General features: G+C 38.5%; 15 protein-coding genes and 1 pseudogene. All 16 read left to right on the top strand.

All coding sequences use genetic code 11. The annotated features are described in order from the left end of the window. Window positions 1–36 precede the first annotated feature (36 nt). Entirely contained in the window at window positions 37–282 is a 246-nt protein-coding gene (locus FN809_RS04555) for a hypothetical protein (protein WP_142532263.1), read from the top strand. A gap of 84 nt (window positions 283–366) precedes the next feature. Next, window positions 367–531 (top strand): hypothetical protein, encoded by a 165-nt coding sequence (locus FN809_RS17695; protein ID WP_185957442.1) that lies wholly within the window; start codon window positions 367–369, stop codon window positions 529–531. A 4-nt stretch (window positions 532–535) separates the two neighbouring features. Further along, window positions 536–784, top strand: a complete 249-nt coding sequence (locus tag FN809_RS04560; RefSeq protein WP_142532264.1) for a hypothetical protein — start codon at window positions 536–538, stop codon at window positions 782–784. A 16-nt stretch (window positions 785–800) separates the two neighbouring features. Next, window positions 801–1,805: a T9SS type A sorting domain-containing protein gene (locus FN809_RS04565; protein ID WP_185957443.1), complete on the top strand. Its 1,005-nt coding sequence runs from the start codon at window positions 801–803 to the stop codon at window positions 1,803–1,805. Window positions 1,806–1,823: 18 nt separating this feature from the next. Beyond that, a complete protein-coding gene (locus FN809_RS04570; RefSeq protein ID WP_142532266.1) occupies window positions 1,824–8,306 on the top strand; it encodes an RHS repeat-associated core domain-containing protein in 6,483 nt (2,160 codons plus the stop codon). Further along, on the top strand, window positions 8,306–8,917 hold the full coding sequence (locus tag FN809_RS04575; protein WP_142532267.1) for a hypothetical protein: 612 nt from the start codon (window positions 8,306–8,308) through the stop codon (window positions 8,915–8,917). Before FN809_RS04570 ends, FN809_RS04575 begins: the two co-directional genes overlap by 1 nt. Window positions 8,918–9,325: 408 nt before the next feature. Beyond that, window positions 9,326–9,553, top strand: coding sequence for a hypothetical protein (locus tag FN809_RS04580; protein ID WP_142532268.1), 228 nt, complete (start codon window positions 9,326–9,328; stop codon window positions 9,551–9,553). 71 nt (window positions 9,554–9,624) lie between these two features. Further along, window positions 9,625–10,548: pseudogene (locus FN809_RS04585) on the top strand (RHS repeat-associated core domain-containing protein); the annotation flags it as partial. A gap of 15 nt (window positions 10,549–10,563) precedes the next feature. Further along, window positions 10,564–10,800 (top strand): hypothetical protein, encoded by a 237-nt coding sequence (locus FN809_RS04590; protein WP_142532270.1) that lies wholly within the window; start codon window positions 10,564–10,566, stop codon window positions 10,798–10,800. Between the two features lie 319 nt (window positions 10,801–11,119). Next, window positions 11,120–12,070, top strand: a complete 951-nt coding sequence (locus FN809_RS04595) for a hypothetical protein (protein WP_142532271.1) — start codon at window positions 11,120–11,122, stop codon at window positions 12,068–12,070. A gap of 827 nt (window positions 12,071–12,897) precedes the next feature. Continuing rightward, entirely contained in the window at window positions 12,898–13,785 is an 888-nt protein-coding gene (locus tag FN809_RS04600; RefSeq protein WP_221929351.1) for an RHS repeat-associated core domain-containing protein, read from the top strand. An 11-nt stretch (window positions 13,786–13,796) separates the two neighbouring features. Further along, on the top strand, window positions 13,797–14,186 hold the full coding sequence (locus FN809_RS04605) for a hypothetical protein (RefSeq protein ID WP_142532272.1): 390 nt from the start codon (window positions 13,797–13,799) through the stop codon (window positions 14,184–14,186). A gap of 96 nt (window positions 14,187–14,282) precedes the next feature. Further along, window positions 14,283–15,089, top strand: coding sequence for a hypothetical protein (locus FN809_RS04610; RefSeq protein WP_142532273.1), 807 nt, complete (start codon window positions 14,283–14,285; stop codon window positions 15,087–15,089). A 620-nt stretch (window positions 15,090–15,709) separates the two neighbouring features. Next, a complete protein-coding gene (locus FN809_RS04615; protein WP_142532274.1) occupies window positions 15,710–16,006 on the top strand; it encodes a hypothetical protein in 297 nt (98 codons plus the stop codon). Between the two features lie 73 nt (window positions 16,007–16,079). Continuing rightward, window positions 16,080–17,009, top strand: coding sequence for an RHS repeat-associated core domain-containing protein (locus tag FN809_RS04620; protein WP_142532275.1), 930 nt, complete (start codon window positions 16,080–16,082; stop codon window positions 17,007–17,009). A gap of 8 nt (window positions 17,010–17,017) precedes the next feature. Then, the gene (locus FN809_RS04625) at window positions 17,018–17,683 is read left to right on the top strand and encodes a hypothetical protein (RefSeq protein ID WP_142532276.1); all 666 of its coding nucleotides are present in this window, start codon (window positions 17,018–17,020) and stop codon (window positions 17,681–17,683) included. Window positions 17,684–17,971: the final 288 nt, after the last annotated feature.

Consider the following 17,971-nt stretch of genomic DNA (forward strand, 5'->3'; position numbering starts at 1 on the left):
AAGGCATTAAAAAACTATTACTAAACTAATAAACCTATGCGCAATATCATATCACCACTCACCAGTTCCTCCCCTTGGGGGAGGTTAGGAGGGGCTTCTATGGTAAACCAGGCCGGGATGAACAAGCTGCTGCTGCAAAAGGTGGAGGAGCTGACGCTGTATGTCATAGAAAAGGACAAAGAAGTTAAAGGGTTGAAAGCAGACCGGAAAGAATTGGAAGTCGAAATGCAAAAGATGAAAGATGAGTTTGAAGCCATTAAAAAACTAATACTAAGCCAATAAACCTAAGCCAATAACATATCACCACTCACCAGTTCCTCCCCTTGGGGGAGGTTAGGAGGGGCTTCTATGGTAAACCAGGCCGGGATGAACAAGCTGCTGCTGCAAAAGGTGGAGGAGCTGACGCTGTATGCCATAGAAAAGGACAAGGAGGTTAAAGATTTGAAAGCAGACCAGAAAGAATTGGAAGTCGAAATGCAAAAGATGAAAGATGAGTTTGAAGCCATTAAAAAACTAATACTAAACCAATAAACCTATGCGCAATATCATATCACCACTCACCAGTTCCTCCCCTTGGGGGAGGTTAGGAGGGGCTCCTATGGTTAATTTGGCCGAGTTGAACAAGTTGTTGTTGCAAAAGGTGGAAGAGTTGACCTTGTATGCCATAGAACTCGAAAAAGCGAGGAAAAAAGAACACGGTGCGAGGGAAGATTTGGAGCAGCAAGTTAAAAGATTGACAGAGCGCCTTGCCAAAATTGAAGCATTACTAACTAATGATAACTAAGCAAAAACTACGAAGGATGAAAAAATTTCTACTAATTATTACTGCAGCAGTATTATTGGGCAGTGGAGCCGTTGGGCAAGATAAAGTGACATTACCTTTTTATCAGAATTTTGAGGGTATATCCTCTATTGTTTCTATTCCTGAGTGGGTAGTGGAGAACGAAGGCTGTAATAGTAATGATGTAAAATATATTGATATAGAGAACAATGATCGCCATCTTCTACTTTGCAGCTTTAATTATCAATTATATAATCAGACTAAATCATGTTTAATAGGAGCTTACATAAACTTGGACTTTATAAGTTGTCAAGGTGTGAAGTTAAATTTCAGATGGAAAAAGAGACTGTCTCCTTTTGCCAAAGCCTTTTATACGAATAATACTGACGATGGAGTTTACCTTTCGGACAATGGAGGCCAAAATTATGTGAAAGTATTAGAATTTAACAATGAAGGGAGTGAAAATGGCTGGGATAACTGCACTCTGGATATTGAAGCTTTATGTATCGCACATAACTTAACTCCAAATTCTGATTTTAGGATTAAGTTTCAAATTTTTTCCGTCAATGGCTATGTTAGCTATTATGGAGGCTATCAGTGGGTGATGAGAAATTTATTAATTGATGATGTCTTGATTGTAGATAATAATACTAAGAAAATAGTTTACGCCTACGACAACGCAGGAAACCGTATAGGAAGAGTTATTGAAACCATAAATCTATCAATATTAAAATCGGCTCAACAGGATAAGCAAGAAATAGAACCGCACAGCTTTGGTAATGGATCCGTTGTCATTGCCCCCAACCCAACAAAAGGGCAAGTTAAAGTTATCGTAAACGGCGAAGACAATGATATGAAATTCACTTTTCAAGTTTACAACTCCTCCGGCAAAACGGTACTTACCAATCAATTTATTGGCAACGGAGAACACCCCATCGATTTAAGCTATTTTGAATCCGGCATGTATATCCTTCACCTCAAAAAAGGCAGCCAAAGCCTTACCTATAAAATCATCAAACAATAACCATCTAAGTATATATCAATGAAGAATTTAAAATTTATTAGCGTGGTTATATTCATTGCTTTATGTTGGAATGGAATAATAGTGGCGCAAGAAAGAGCAGAATCGTTCGACTTAAACGAAATTGTAACCGGACAAAAGGATTATATCGCCCGTGACTATATCAGATTTAAGCCCGGATTTGCTTTTAAAGCCGCGAATGGACAGTCCTTGACAGCAAAAATTGACGATTTGTTGGTATTTACTCCATCGGAAAATACTTATCTAAATACAAAGGGTACTACCTCTGACACTAACAGTGCAGGGGCAAGTATAGTAGGAACCATCCCTGGTTCCTTTAATGTTACCTCATCCGGCGCCGCCACCTATACCATACCTATTGTTTGCCCACCCGGTATAAACGGTATGCAACCAAATATTGCCATTAGCTACAATAGCCAATCGGGCATTGGTATTGCCGGGTATAAAGTGGGCTTGTCGGGTATTTCATCTATTACTCGTACTGCGCACAACCCATATTACCATGGCGATTATCATGCTATATCTTTTGATGGTAACGACCGTTTTGTGCTTGATGGACAGCCATTGATTTTAACGTCTGGCACCAATCAAAGTACATATGGTAATGCCGGTACAACTTACGGAACAGAAGTTGAAGACTATGGCACCATCACAGCGCATGGAAAATACGGTGATGGCCCAAGCCACTTTATCATCGAACAAAAGGATGGCACCAAAATGGAGTATGGTGCGAGCCCAAAATCAAAAATGATTTTATCGGATAAGAAAGGTGTGCTTACATGGTACTTAGGCAAAGTTGAGGACAAAAACGGAAACTTTATAGAATATATTTATGGCAATAACAATGATGAGGAAACATGGATTAAAGAAGTTAAATATACAGGGAATAGTAAGACTAATTGGAATCCCGAATATACCTTAGCGTTTAATTATGATGATATTGAATCAAAGCCTGTTTTTGTAAAAGGAAATTCTATTAATAAAACTAAACTTCTCAATAATATAGGGCTACTACACAAAGGAAATTTGCTTAAAACTTATAAATTAACATATGATGCAGAAGAATTGGCCGGGAAGGATAAATTTCTTCCAAAATTGACAAGTGTAAAGTTAATTAACAAGAATGATGAAGCTGTATCATCATCCAAATTTACCTGGGAAAACCAATTTGAAGGTGCTGAAATCCTGCCTAAAATACCTGACGGTGAAGTGTATTTTACTGGTAATTTCTTAGGCAATGGAAAAAAACAATTAGCAATTGGAAGCTATTCTAAAATTCGCATATTCGAATTGCAAAACAATTTATGGATTCAAAATAAAGAAATCATAATAAGCAACCCTGGCGGTTTGGATGGATACAGGAGGGCTAAAGTGGTTGATTTTAATTCCGATGGCTTTGATGATGTATTATATACCAATAGGTGGGATACTGGGCCACCAGTAGGAGTTGGAGGTGATAGTTTTAACCTTATAGATGTTAAGAATAATAAAATGACACCATTTGAGTATCTCACACATTATGAATATTTTAAAAACTACACAATATCAGGCCATTTTCTTCCAAACGATGAAATGCAAATTATTTCACTAAATACAACTAATGATAATTTCGTATGGAATATCAATAGTAATTCCAAAATAAATTTTAATGACAATCTAAACTTGGGGTCTAATGAAATACTAGATGTTTTATCCGGAGATTTAAACGGCGATGGAATGGACGAACTGATAATTCATATGACGAATAAATTAGTTTATTACAAGCTTGAGGACAACACTTTAGTAAAAATATCAGAACAAGATTATTCAGGAAATAAAATTGAAATTGCAGATATTAATAACGATGGAACAGACGACATATATGATAAGGAAAATTTAAAAATAAAATATGTTTCTAATTTTCAATTATATAATTCAAACATATCTCTTTCGAAGAAAATGTTAAATTTTCCGGCTAATACCTGGCAATGGAGTAATGATAAAAGAAATGTTAAAACGCTAACATCGTCTTTTTTAATGGATATTAATGCAGATGGCTATACTGATATTGTCAAGCTAGGTAGTTACGGATTTGAAGCAACCCTTACTCCTCAAAATGTCGGAAATTTCGGTTATGGAGAAGAACAGTTATTTCATAACGCTGTTCAATCCCTTAGTGACAGGCTTAATTCAAATGATAAATGGGGTGCTAATTTAGAGTATATAAAGCCCACTGCCCCTGGTCCATATCCAAATGAGGAAAATTGGGGCAAATACGAAGTAACTTTTGCATCTTACTTTGGTAAGGAAGTATATATTAATAATAAGGGTAAGTCCTTTAAACCTAGCGGTGATTCATATATATTTAACAAAGAGCAACTGAGTAGAGATGCGGAAATAATAATTGGAGATTTTAGAGGTGACGGACTTTCTGATTTTTTCATTAAAGACAGTGACGGTGAGGTGCTTACTGCCACACGTGGATTTTATAGCCCAAATAATTTCATCGGTAAAATCAACACTGGCTTTGAAGGCGCTAATTACCAAATCACTCACCGCACCCTACTTGATGGGGCACCCCACTATGCAAAAGGAACAAATCCTATATCTACCGACATTATCAATGTGGCCGGTTCTAACATGGTAACAACACAGGTTATTACTCCAAGTGGCCTAAAATATAAATACGAATACGAAGGTGCCAAAGTGCACACCAAAGGCAAAGGCTTCCTGGGGTTTACCAAACGCACAACTAAAATGTACGAAAGTGAAACAGCATCAAATCCGTATGCTATTAGCGTATCAACTTCTCAGTTAAATGATACATACGATTTGCTACTTCCTTACCTAAGCGAAAGGTATATTGGCAAGTATGGTGGGAATGATATACTTCGAGAGAAAAGCCTTCAAAATTTTTCGGTAGTACAAGATGATGTACCGGGATATTTAAACAGGAGGATAAATATAAAACCCAGCTCACAGGTATATAATAATTACCAGACAGGAGCACGCATTGAAACAACATACAACAGTTTTGATGCGTTTGGTAATGCTACGGATATAACTACAGATAACAGTGGAATGTCCACCACAACAAAAACAATTGATTATCCAGCATCTGGTTGGTGGCGAAAAACCAAACCCGATATAATTACTACCACCACCCAAAAAGGCAGCGAATCGCATACCGAAACGATAGATTATGATTATTATGATACAGATAAAGACCTCGGCAGATTAAAAGAAGAAACACTAAATGGAGATTTAAAAACAACATATTCAAATTACGATGCATACGGAAATGTGGGTAAGGTGGCAGTTGAAGCAAAAACACGCGACAATAACAACCAAATAATCCACACGGATACCCGAACTAAAAGCTATACCTATACCGACGACCATCGGTTTGTACAAACCGAAACCGATGAGGAGGCGGCCCAAACAGTGAGCTATGAATATTACCTGAACTGGGGCATTCTTAAAAAAACCGCTACCGAACTGGGTACAACTACCCAATTAATTGATGCATTTGGCCGTCCCTTTGAGACTATCGACCATAACGGTATTCACGCTTCCACATCGCTTCAATGGAACGATGGCACAGGCCCATCCGAAGCCAAATATTGTGCCCATACCAAAACATCGGGACAATCGGATTTAATACGTTGGTACGATAAATTGGGCAGAGAAATACGCACAGAATACGAAACCAATGGCAAAAAAACTTTTGTCGAAACGCAATACACAAACAAGGGGCAAGTATGGAAAGTGTCCGAACCTTATTTTTCGGGCACCCCCAAGTACACTACCTATTGGTATAACCTGGACGGTACCATACAAGAGTCAACCGCCTTTAACGGCGACCATACAACTTATACTTATCAAAAAAGCGGCAATGCGTTTTTGACAACGGTATCCGGTCCGCGGGGCATATCCCTTACCAAAACAAATAAATTAGGGCAGGTAGTTCAAAATACCGATTTTGGTGGGGCAACGGTCGATTTTGAGTATTATGCCTCGGGCTTACAAAAAGAGGCTACCGCAACGGGAAGTGGCCCCATAACACTTACTTACGACAAATACGGACAGCGAAGAAGCTTAGATGATCCTGATGCCCGAACAGTTACATCCATAATTAGCCCCCTGGGTTTGGTTTTAAACGAAACAGACAATAAAGGCAATACAACGGTTTATGGGTATAAAAATTCCGGACTCCTTGAAAACATAACAAGGGGCAACGAAGTGGTGGCATATAAATATGACAATTTTGGAAGGCCTGAGTCCATCGAGAAAAAACAGGGAGCTCAGGTAATCCACTCACAAATATTTGAATACTCCCCGGACTCTCCTGAACTATTGAGCAAGACAGAAACCATTGACGGCAAAACGTTTTCGCTAAATTTTGACTACGACAATAAATTTAAGCGTTTGGTAAGTAAAACCTACCATGATGGTTTTAAGGTGAACTATAAATACAATCTGTGGGGCGAATTAAATAATATAACCGTACCTGACAAAGGTTTCGACAAAAATGTATGGCTATTAGAGGATATTAACGCCAAAGGTCAGGTAACAGCGTATAGGCAGGGCAGCCAGTCGGCACCGTTAACAACAATTTTGGGCTACGACAGCAACGGCCTGCCCTTGCATAATATGGCCACATATGGAGGCCATACTATATTCAGCTATCAATATGGTTTTGGCCCCAAATACAACTTGGCATTTAGGATAGACCATATAAAAGGGCAAAAAGAAGAGTTTAAATATGACGACGGTAACCACCAGCTAACCGCCTGGAGCCTGTCGGATAAAAATACCGATAACAGCTATACCTTTAAACCCGGTGGTGGATACAACACATACCAGCCATCGGGCAATATCGATAAAAAGAAAGACCCTATATTTTTGGGCGGAAACGGAACCGTACATTTTAATTATGGCGGAAATAATGGCGGTCCGCATGCCCTGAGCAGTTACCTTGGCGACCCTATCGACAAATTAGACCATACCATCGATTATAATTCCTTTAACAAGGTAAGGCACATGCACCTTACCCAGCCCAACGGCAGCAAAGGCAAGCAGTTCGATATTACCTATGGCGTTGACGAACTGCGGCGCAAAACAGTGTTCTCGGATGGCAACGATAATGAACAGCTTACCCGTTATTATTTCGACGACTACGAAGAAGAAATATTACCCGGTAATAAAATTCGCAAAATCCATTATATCAATGGCGGAACCGGCATGGCTGCTATTTATATTACCGACGAAACAGATGTAAATAAAAGCGGCCTCTATTATACCCATACCGATTATCAGGGAAATTTATTAGCTTTAAGCTCCGAAAAAACGGTCCATGTAGTAGAACGCTACGCATACGATCCGTGGGGGAATAGACGTAACCCCGAAAACTGGGCAGAAGCTGCCAACTTAGAGGGAAAGTATCAGTACACTTGCAGAGGTTATACGCTTCACGAACATCTGGATGGCTTTGGAGTAATTAATATGAATGGCCGGGTTTTTGACCCCATACTATCCCGCTTCCTGAGCCCCGACCCGTTTATACAGGCACCTGAATCTCCTCTTAATTACAACAGGTATACCTATTGCCTTAATAATCCATTACTGTACACCGACCCGAGCGGATATACATGGGGCATATTTAAACCATTTGTAAAGGCGTGGAATTGGTTTTGGGATACAGGTGAGAAATTTGCCGAGTGGGCAGATGAAACGCCTTGGTTTCCATCGTCGGGAGAATTTGGTGTTAACGTAGATCATAACGCTAATTGGGGTTATCGCTCGGAGGTTGCCGGGCAAGAAACTTTTAATTCGCGTACAAATTACGATTACGACTGGCTTGCTAATAAGGCGGCAATGGGAATGCAAAGCCGGATGCCCGGCAGATCGGTAGGCTCGGCAAGTTACGACCCGTACTCGATAGAGGTAAATTGGATAATGGCGGGGGATGAGAATATCCTAAATTCTATTGATGGGGATTTGAATGTTATACCCTATAGCTACTACGATAATCTTATTAAAGCCGATTTCGCCCAAAGATTCTCGGGTAGAGCAGAGATTGTTAGTCCTGAATTTGAAATACTTGCAGGGATTGGGGCACTAAGAGCTTTTAGGACGGCAGGAGTTGCCGCTAATGGGGTGAATCTGTCAGATGATGCTTTTGTTCATGTTACGCCTTCAAAGTATGCGAATAATATATTGAAGAATGGTTTAGACCCTGCTTACTCTGGCGGAAAATCTTATGTAACTCGTTGGGGTAATGTTAAGAATATTACAAATACTAGTGATTTTAATACCGTACTTTATAGACAGAATTTATGGAAAAGTACTGCTGGTAAGTTTGATGGTGGAGCAACAATTCTTCATATAAACGCCAAGCCAACATTTTTTAGCCCAAGAACAAACTGGGTTAATGGAGTACCTCAATATATTTTCACTTCACCAGTATCACCTAAGTATATCACTCCAATTACTTCTTTTTAATGAAAACAGAACTCTTAAATATTATCAATAATGCAGACGAGCCAGTATATGAGCTTGATTCATATATTGCAGCATTAGAGCCAGAATGTAAAAAGGATATAGCTTGGAAGGAATTGAAACAAATTGCTTTAAGCGGAAAGCTCCAACAACGCTTTATAGCCTTAACAGTAATTTCTGAGAACAAACCAATATACTTGGAACAATTAACGTCTGAGCTTATCGGCGAAAAGCATTTTGCTAAAAATGAACTTATCTTAAAACCTATAGTTAATATATGTTCAACCTTAATGAAAGAAGAACATATAAGCTTTATGCAAGATGTTTTAGATTATGCTGCAAAAAATGATAAGGAATTTTTATATGAATTGACATTACGAAATTTGTTAGCTACTAGTTCTTGGGAAAATGTAATAGAGGAATTAATAAAAGTGGTTTCAACTTCTGATGAATTAACTATTGTTGACTTGTTAGCGTTTTTTATAAATGAGCAAGGAATTCAGGGATATCAGAGTTTGGTAAAACATTTCCCATCTGTTGAACAAAGGAAGGTTAATGAATTAGATAAAAAAATAAAGAAGCGACTTAAAGATGGCTATCAAAACTTGAAATAATAAAAAAGACAGCCTTCAGGTTAGCTTTTTATTTCATCATACTTTCAAGTTTGGTTTTAGTAATAAAAGCATCCAGAAGTGAGTAACACCCAACTGTCGCACGATTGTATCGTGTGATAAAGAGATATAGAACAACAAAAGCTGCATTAGAAATAATGTGGCTTTTGTTGTTTTTAGGCAGAAATTTTGCCTAGTGGAAAAACCCGTACAATTCATTATATTAGCGGCGGTTCCATTTTGGCAGCCATGTGGATATTACCGATGAAGCTGATGTAAATAAAAGCGGCTTGTATTATTATACCCACACCGATTACCAGGGAAATTTATTAGCTTTAACCTCCGAAAAAACGGGCCTTGTGGTAGAACGCTACGTCCCGATGAGTGTGTGATAGCGGAAACCCGTGTTCAGTGAAACCCGCAATTGACAAGTTTACGCAGGCTATTGGGTTGGTTGAACTAATCCCGTTCAAGCGGGAGGGGAATAGACGTAACCCCGATAACTGGGCGGAAGCCGCTGACATAGACGGAAAATATCAATATACAAGTCGAGGCTATACCCTGCATAGCCTGCCCCGCCTTAGCGGGGAGCATATGGACGGCTTTGGGATTATCAATATGAATTTAAGCGATGAGTGAGTGCAGAGTGAAGCTTGCTTCAACTTTGCCGAGCGTAGCTTAAATGGCCGGTAGGCAACGGAAGAGTATATGACCCCATGCTATCCCGCTTCCTAAGCCCCGACCCGTTTATTCAAGCACCGGGCTTGGCGATGAGCCATAACCGTTATGCCTATTGCATGAACAACCCGTTTATGTTTACGGATCCAAGCGGATATAAATGGGATTGGAATTACCTGAACCCTGTCCACTGGCTCAGCGAAGGCATGCAGTGGATAAACGATAATACCAAGGGTCTCAGGAGAAAAATGGTTGATATTGGGGTGCCCGACTTCGGCGTTGCCATCAACAGTGCAGGGCATACATCACATTATGTGGGGAATCACTATGTAAGTCATAACCAGTTCAGGGCAAGCAGCCCCCAAGCCATATGGGGCAGGGCAACCGTAACTTTTAAAAACGGAATAAATCAGGACGGTGTTAACTTTACCAATAATTTAGGCGTATCGAGTGATAATGTAAGGGTTAGTTATGATAATGCCGCAAACGGAGGGAATAATCTGTGGCCACCTTATAATCCTGGAGAAATAAGACAGTATGAGCCTAATATTTTTGAACGTTATTCAGAGTCAAGACTAGGGCAGACTATTGTAGGTAAGGCCCTCTATGGTGTAGTTGATGATCTGTATATAACTGCCCAATGTTTAACTATAGGTCACGCTTCATCTTCCCACTTAAATAGAGCATTGACGATTGGCGATGAAACAGTTGTTTCGGGAATTAATACTATTTCTAATCTAATCCCTTTTTCTAAAGGAGCTAGTACATTAGGGGTTTCTAGGAATGTTGTAAATGCAGGTACATTTAATAAAATATTTAAAGGAACTGGTGTTAATTCTGCAAAATTCGGAGGTTTACAAATACGTTCTTATAATGGAGTTATAAGACAAACTTCTTCATTTAATAATACTTGGAATATAATTGCTCCCAGTACATTGATGTTTTATGGGTATTAATAAAAAAATAAGAATATGTTATACGGTGCAATATTATTTAGGTTTTTTGGAGTTTTGACAAAATGGATTGTTCTCAATATTTTTTTCTTAATTAAGAAAAAAGGAACTATATCTTTTAAATTACTTTGGCATGGTAAAGACATACATGATACTGATTTATTAAATAGTGTTTCTGGTGAATTTGGAGATATTTTGATTGGAGTTGCAGTTGTTCTTTTAACGGTAATTATTATTATAAAGTTAGGGTTATAAACTGACCATGTCCGTCCATAAAAAACCAGCTTGGTGAGGTGTCCGGCTATGGTTACAGCCTCTGCCCCGGCTTAACGGGGAGCATTTGGATGGCTTTGGGATTATCAATATATTCAGTGAAGATTTTGGTTTTGCATCAACGCAAAACCATTAGCCGAACTAATCCGATAGTGACAAAAGAACGTATCGGGAAATGGAAGTGTAGGAGTTTATGTCCCGCTTCCTAATCCCCGACCCGGGCACCTGTCCCGATGAACGCAGTGACATCGGGATACAGGCACCCAGCCTGGCAATAAGCCATAACCGATATGCTTATTGCATGAACAACCCGTTTATGTTTACGGATCCTTCGGGTGAATTTTGGCAAATTTTGGCAGCTGCTGCCGGATGGTGGCTATTAAATACAACAGCAACAGCAGTTAATAACGACATGAATTGGTTTGAGGCAGCCAAACAAACCCCAGTTGTGTTTAGCTCAAATGTCAGCCTACCTCAAAAAAGCAATAAGAATATAAACATTGACAATTACAAACCTATTGCAATGCCTAATTTTGAAAAATTTGATTACGAGCTGTACCCTTATGATATAGATTTTCGTTTGCCTCCGGGAGGAGGAGGTGGTGGCTATGGAGGCGTTGGTGCCGGAGGCTTAACCGGGATGAGCGGTTCAGGGATGAGTGGTTCAGGGATGAATTCAAATGTAAATTTATCCCCATCACGATTATCGTATATGAATGAACTTGGTGGTCAATCACTATCGCCCATGAATTCCTCATCATATATTGGGAGAATTAATGACATGGTGGGAGGAGCAGCAGCTGGGATAACTAGATACAAAGGTTCTTTTAGACTTTCAAAAGGTGGTAAATTTAGCTTTCATTATTATAAGTCAAATTGGACCGGTGGTAGCAGGGCAAGAATTGTAACTAGGAATGCTATGAGGGTGGGTAAAACTATAGGCAAATATAGTGGTTTAGCCACAGGAGTAATTGGATTTATCGATGTTAGAAATGGATACATCAAGGATAATAATAGAATGGGATATAATGCATATAGGGCAATGACTACTTCCATATCGGGTGCTGCTTTTGCCTATGCCGGAGGAGAATTAGGAGCTGCTGCAGGTTTCTATCTGGGGGTTTATGGAGCTATTCCTGGAGGTGTAATAGGTGCCGCAGGAGGTGGATGGCTTGGTAGTCGGGTAGGTGGTTGGATTTTTGATAATGGATATGACCTATTAGATGAAGAATATAATATCGGATGGAAATGAAACTATATTGGAATTTCATATACTATTTAATTTACAAATTAAATTATAAAATTCACTTAATTTTTAAAAGGATCAATCCAGTACTTTTGCTATATAAAACCAAGCATGCAAAGAAAAGATTTAAAAAAAGGGGGATAAGTGATCCAATCAAAGAATTAGACAAATATTGGAAAAATCCCGATATTGGGTTAAGCGAAATGTATTCGTCGGTATGGATAAATATGTTGTGCATACTCTTTTTTATGGGTTTAATACGTTTAGTCAACTTAACTTTACATAACAATATGCATGTACCCTTTAATGGACAATTGATTGCGAGTGTAATCCTCTCACTATATACAAATTACATTTTATTGTTCCGGAAGAAATTTTATCTTATTTGTTTTAAAAAATTTGACAAAATGAATAAAACAGAACATACTACACTTTTCATAAAATCAGTTGCCATATGGTTACTATTCATTACTATCATTGTTGTTTCTTTTTTTCTCACAATAAATTTTTCATAGCACCTCGCTATCGCGCAGCCTGCTCCGTTAAAACGGAGATTGTATCGTGTGATATAAGAAAACTAATCGGGTATATAACTATCATAACTAACAAAAGCTGCATTTTTAGCAAGTGCAGCTTTTGTTTTGTTAGCTCTCCGTAGGTGGCCAGACAAGCTGGTTTAGGTGCTATCCTCCATGTGCCGAACACAGTTTACATTAACGATAATTCCACCCATAACGATGGAATGTGCTTTACGCAACCGACTACCGGGGAAATTTATTAGCTTTAACCTCCGGAAAAACGGGCATTGTGATAGAACGATAACGTCCCGATGAGTGTGCGATATCGGGAACCCCATGCTGTCCCGTTTCCTGAGCCCCGACCCGTTTATTCAGGCACCCGGCCTGGCGATGAGCCACAACCGTTATGCCTATTGCATGAACAACCCGTTTATGTTTACGGATCCAAGCGGATATTGGTTTGAGAGCTGGTATGACTGGTTAAACCCTATGCACTACCTTGGTGCAACAATGGATTTTATTAACGATAACACAGTTGAACTTAGGCAACAGATGGTTGAGATTGGGGTGCCCGACTTCGGCGTTGCCATCAACAGTGCAGGGCATACATCACATTACGTGGGGGATCACTATGTAAGTCATAACCAATTTGGTAATAACTATGCACAAATAGGAAACGATGCAATAGCCGATGCCAGATATCAGAATGATTTTGCAAATAATTACTCGAATGAACTTTGGGATTATGGGGGAAAGCTAATAAATAAAGTATGGAATTCTGATTTTGCAAGGTTCTGTGTACCTGATGTAGTCTATATAAATGGTTCAGGAGTTCTTACCTTTATTGGTGGTGGTGGAGGTGATGGAGGATTAGCATTACCTTTAAGAGGAGAGGATGCAGGGATGGTTTACCTGTATGGTACTTTAAAAGGTAAAGCAGGATTACATGGAGGAGCAAGTATTAATTTTGGCAGATCAAATTACCTAGGATCTGTTGATTTATTTGATTTTGACACTACCTTTAAAGGTAATTCATCAGGGATTGAAGGGGATCATATCATTGGAGCGAGCATTTCCGCCAGTGAATACGACAAATACGGTAATATTTTACTTTCAATTGATATCGGAGTTGGGCCAAGTGTTGGTGGATCCGTTAATGTAGGTGCAATTACATATGCAACACGTTTGTTTCGAATATGGTAATTTTAAAAATTATGAATTTAAATAAATTATATAAAGAAGCTGAAAAAATAGTCGCTTTTAAAAATTTGTTCCCGTACTTTATACTATTGTTTATTATTGGAGCAGTATTGGTTTTTTCGAAAATCATTAACTCAGAGATGTCTAACCAAGATTTTTTTGAAGCAGAATTAAATGGACTGGTAAACGAAATTGACCTCAAGCCTAAAAATAATTATTTTCAAATAAAATCTAAATGGTATCTAATTAAGGATGAAAGCATTGTGTTTATTTCAAAAGGTGACTCCCTAAGTAAGCCCAAAAATAGCTACATGCTAATAATTTACGACAAACAGCAAAATATTAAATGGAAAGGAGAAGTAAAGAATTTAATTTTTAAACAGGTAAGTATGCCTGGAGAATAATCAATTGAAATTTAAGAGAATCCCGACCCATTTATCCAAGCGCCCGGCTTGCCGCTGAATTATAACCGCTATACATACTGCCTTAATAATCCACTGTTGTACACCGACCCGAGCGGATATACATGGGGCATATTTAAACCGTTTGTAAATGCCTGGAACTGGTTCTGGAATACGGGTGAGAAATTTGCCGAGTGGGCAGATGAAAACGGAATTCCGAGTGGAGGCTTTGGTATCAACAGTGCAGGCCAAACTAATCATTGGGTTGGAGATTACCATGTTAACCACAATCAAATGAGGGTAGGTAGTGATGAAGCTATATGGGGTAGGACTACGGTAACCTTTAAAAACGAAATAGGTCAAGACGGTGTTAACTTTACCAACAATTTAGGCGTATCGAGTGATAATGTGAGGGTGAGTTATGGTAATGCCACAAATAGCGAGGGTAGTACTCCATATGGTTATGAACCAGATACACATGGGGGATATGGGAGTTTAGATGACTTTCTAGGTCGGTATAAAGAATGGACATTCGGGCAAATAATGATTAAAGAAAAAGGTTCTGCACCCTTTATGGGATATATGTATGATCTTGGACCACAATTAAGATACATTAAAAATCCGAGTGATGGTAAGTATGTTGATATGACCCATTTCTTATATGTAGGCTATAAGGGGCGAGCTTTTGGTTTTATCGTTGAAATGGGACAAGCCCTTAGTGGAACTGCAACTACGAGTGCATTTAAACGACAGGATTTATATTCAAATAAACTTGGATGGCAATTCTGGCGGGAATATGGGAATCAAATAAAACAAAATCCAACACAAATTACAAATTATATAGGGCAGTTTTTTAATAACATGAGAGTTCCCGATTATAGTTTTATTGAGAAAGGAATGTTATAACATAATATCTATAATATGAAGCATAGTTATATAATCACTTTGATTATTTTAATAGGTTTATTTTTAATTATTTCCTTGATTAATCAAAGAAAAATTAATTCGACTATAAATGATGAAATTGTTATAGCAATGGAATCTGTAGGTGATACCATTACTCTATTCGAAAAATTTAATAAGCCAAGATTTATAGATACGGTTGAATACAATAACGATATTGTAGTTATGTTTTATCACGTACACCAAATTGCCCCATGGAAAAAAATTAAACGTTATTCTTTTCCATGTGAGATATACATTTACTTAGACAAGGAATCATATGATATCATATCGTACAAAATTGCTCCTTTTGATTAAATACAAGGATTAATTCTCTATAATACTATTATCCGCTTTGCTCGGATATGTAAATTAAGCACCACCACACTTTACTAAGAATGGGGTAAATATTAATTAATAATTAAACCCTCGCTGTCCCACAGCCTCGTCAAAATGGAGATTGTATCGTGTGATAAAGAGATATAAAAAAACAAAATGCTGCATTTTAAAAGTGCGGCTTTTGTTTTGTAAGCTCTCCTTAGGGCCCGGACAAGCTGGCAGTTTTCCGTCATGTGCCGTACGCAATGTACATTGTAGATGAACCCACCGATAACGATGGAATGTACTTTACCAATATCGATTATCAGGGAAATTTATTAGCTTTAAGCAATGAGTCGGGTAATGTAGTAGAACGCTACGCGTACGACCCGTGGGGAAATAGACGTAACCCCGAAAATTGGGCAGAAGCAGCCAACTTGGATGGAAAGTACCAGTACACCAGCCAGGGTTACACCCTGCAAAGCCTGCCCCGCCTTAGCGGGAAGCATCTGGACGGCTTTGGGATTATTAATATGTTCAGTGAGGACTTTGGTTTTGCCTAAACGCAAAACCATTAGTCGAACTAATCCCGATAGTGACAAAAGAACGTATCGGGAAATGGAAGTGTAGGAGTTTATGTCCCGCTTCCTAATCCCCGACCCGGGCACCTGTCCCGATGAACGCAGTGACATCGGGATACAGGCACCGGGCTTGGCGATGAGCCACAACCGTTATGCCTATTGCATGAACAACCCGTTTATGTTTACGGACCCAAGCGGATATAAATGGGATTGGAATTACCTGAACCCTGTCCACTGGCTCAGCGAAGGCATGCAATGGATAAACGATAATACCAAGGGTCTCAGGAAAAAAATGGTTGAGATTGGAGTGTCCGATTTCGGCGTTGGCATCAATAGTGCAGGCCACACCTCACATTACGTGGGGGATCACTATGTTAATCATAACCAGTTCAGGGCAAGTAGCCCCCAAGCCATTTGGGACAGGACTACGGTAACTTTTAAAAACGGAATAAACCAAGATGGTACTTATTTTACCAATAATTTGGGCGTATCGAGTGATAATGTAAGGGTTAGTTATGATAATGCCGACTCAGGTGGGGGTTGGGATACCTACACTGCTCCAATGGATAACACGAGAATTGACCCAAGTTATTTTGCTAGAGGTGGGAGTTCAGGAGTGGCTCGTATATCACAAGGTTATAGGCTAGTTCAATTTGGTATTGCACCCCCGGGAAATTTTAGTCCTTTTGCTATAGATGGACATGCCAAAGAGAATTTGGATATAGGTAATGGTTCCCCATTAGGAATTGTTGATATAATTGCTGGGTGGACAAGCAGAAATATTTTTAAGCCTTACTCTAATCCACAAAATTGGAGTGATGGAGATACTATTATACAGAACTGGAATTATCGATTAGTCCCTGCTTTGACAATAATGAATATCAATAACATGGACACCACATTTACGCCGATTTATGATGGAGTAACGCCTCCATATTGGTATATGCCTCCATCTAATTCTGATTATAAGAAAAGAATAAAATAAATTTTAATATGAGATTGTATTTTTATGTTGTAGCTGCATTGATAAGTACTTTAACTTTTCAATCTTGTCATGTTGAAAAAGTATCATCCCTTAATGATGGGAGTACTGATTTTGTATGGTCAGAAGAGGTGTTGAATGATAGTTTAGTTATTCAGCGTTATTTATTTGGGAATTATTATAAGAAGGTTAAGAAAAGTGCCGCTTTATATGATAAGGTTAATGAAGAGTGTACTTATTATTATAGGAATGGAAACGTGATGAGTTATAAGTTATATAATGAAGGAGCATTGAGATATTATCGCAATTATGACACTAAAGGAGTGGCTAAGAGTTATAATGGAAGTGGAGTTTTATATGAAGATTCCCTTGTATATGATACAATTTTCACTAATGTTCAATATAAAAGAGATATGATGTTTGTGAATCCTCCAAATGCTGAAGTTACGGTAATGATTGGTGACTTTATTGAGGATGAAGAGAATAGAGATCTGAAAAAGTATCCATTATACTTCTATCCTATAATAGATTCAAAAGCCTCGTATCAGGTAAATTATAAAAAGGAGGGTATTAGAAAAGTTGTTGTGTACTGGGCTATTGAAGACCTAAAAAGTAAAGACATGCAAAAAGGACGAATAATTCATCAGTACACAGTGATGTCATCAACTCAAAAATAATTAGAATAAGTAATTCATGAATGTTGTAAATAATGTAATATGATAGTATGTATTATAATTGCTTCGGTTGCTCTTTCCCTGTTTACTGTTTTCTTTTTTGTTTACAAATGGTATTCCGTCTATGCAAGGTGTAAAGGGATAACCTTAAATGATATTTTTGTAAAAGGTTATTATAGACCTAAATACATAGATCTGGAAATTCCGGTGATGTTGACCCCCCACAACGGCCATATTGACCCCCCTGGATTTGGGTAACCGAAAATGGTTAGTATGACAAAATTACATTTT

This window comes from Saccharicrinis carchari (assembly GCF_900182605.1).
Lineage (GTDB): Bacteria > Bacteroidota > Bacteroidia > Bacteroidales > Marinilabiliaceae > Saccharicrinis > Saccharicrinis carchari.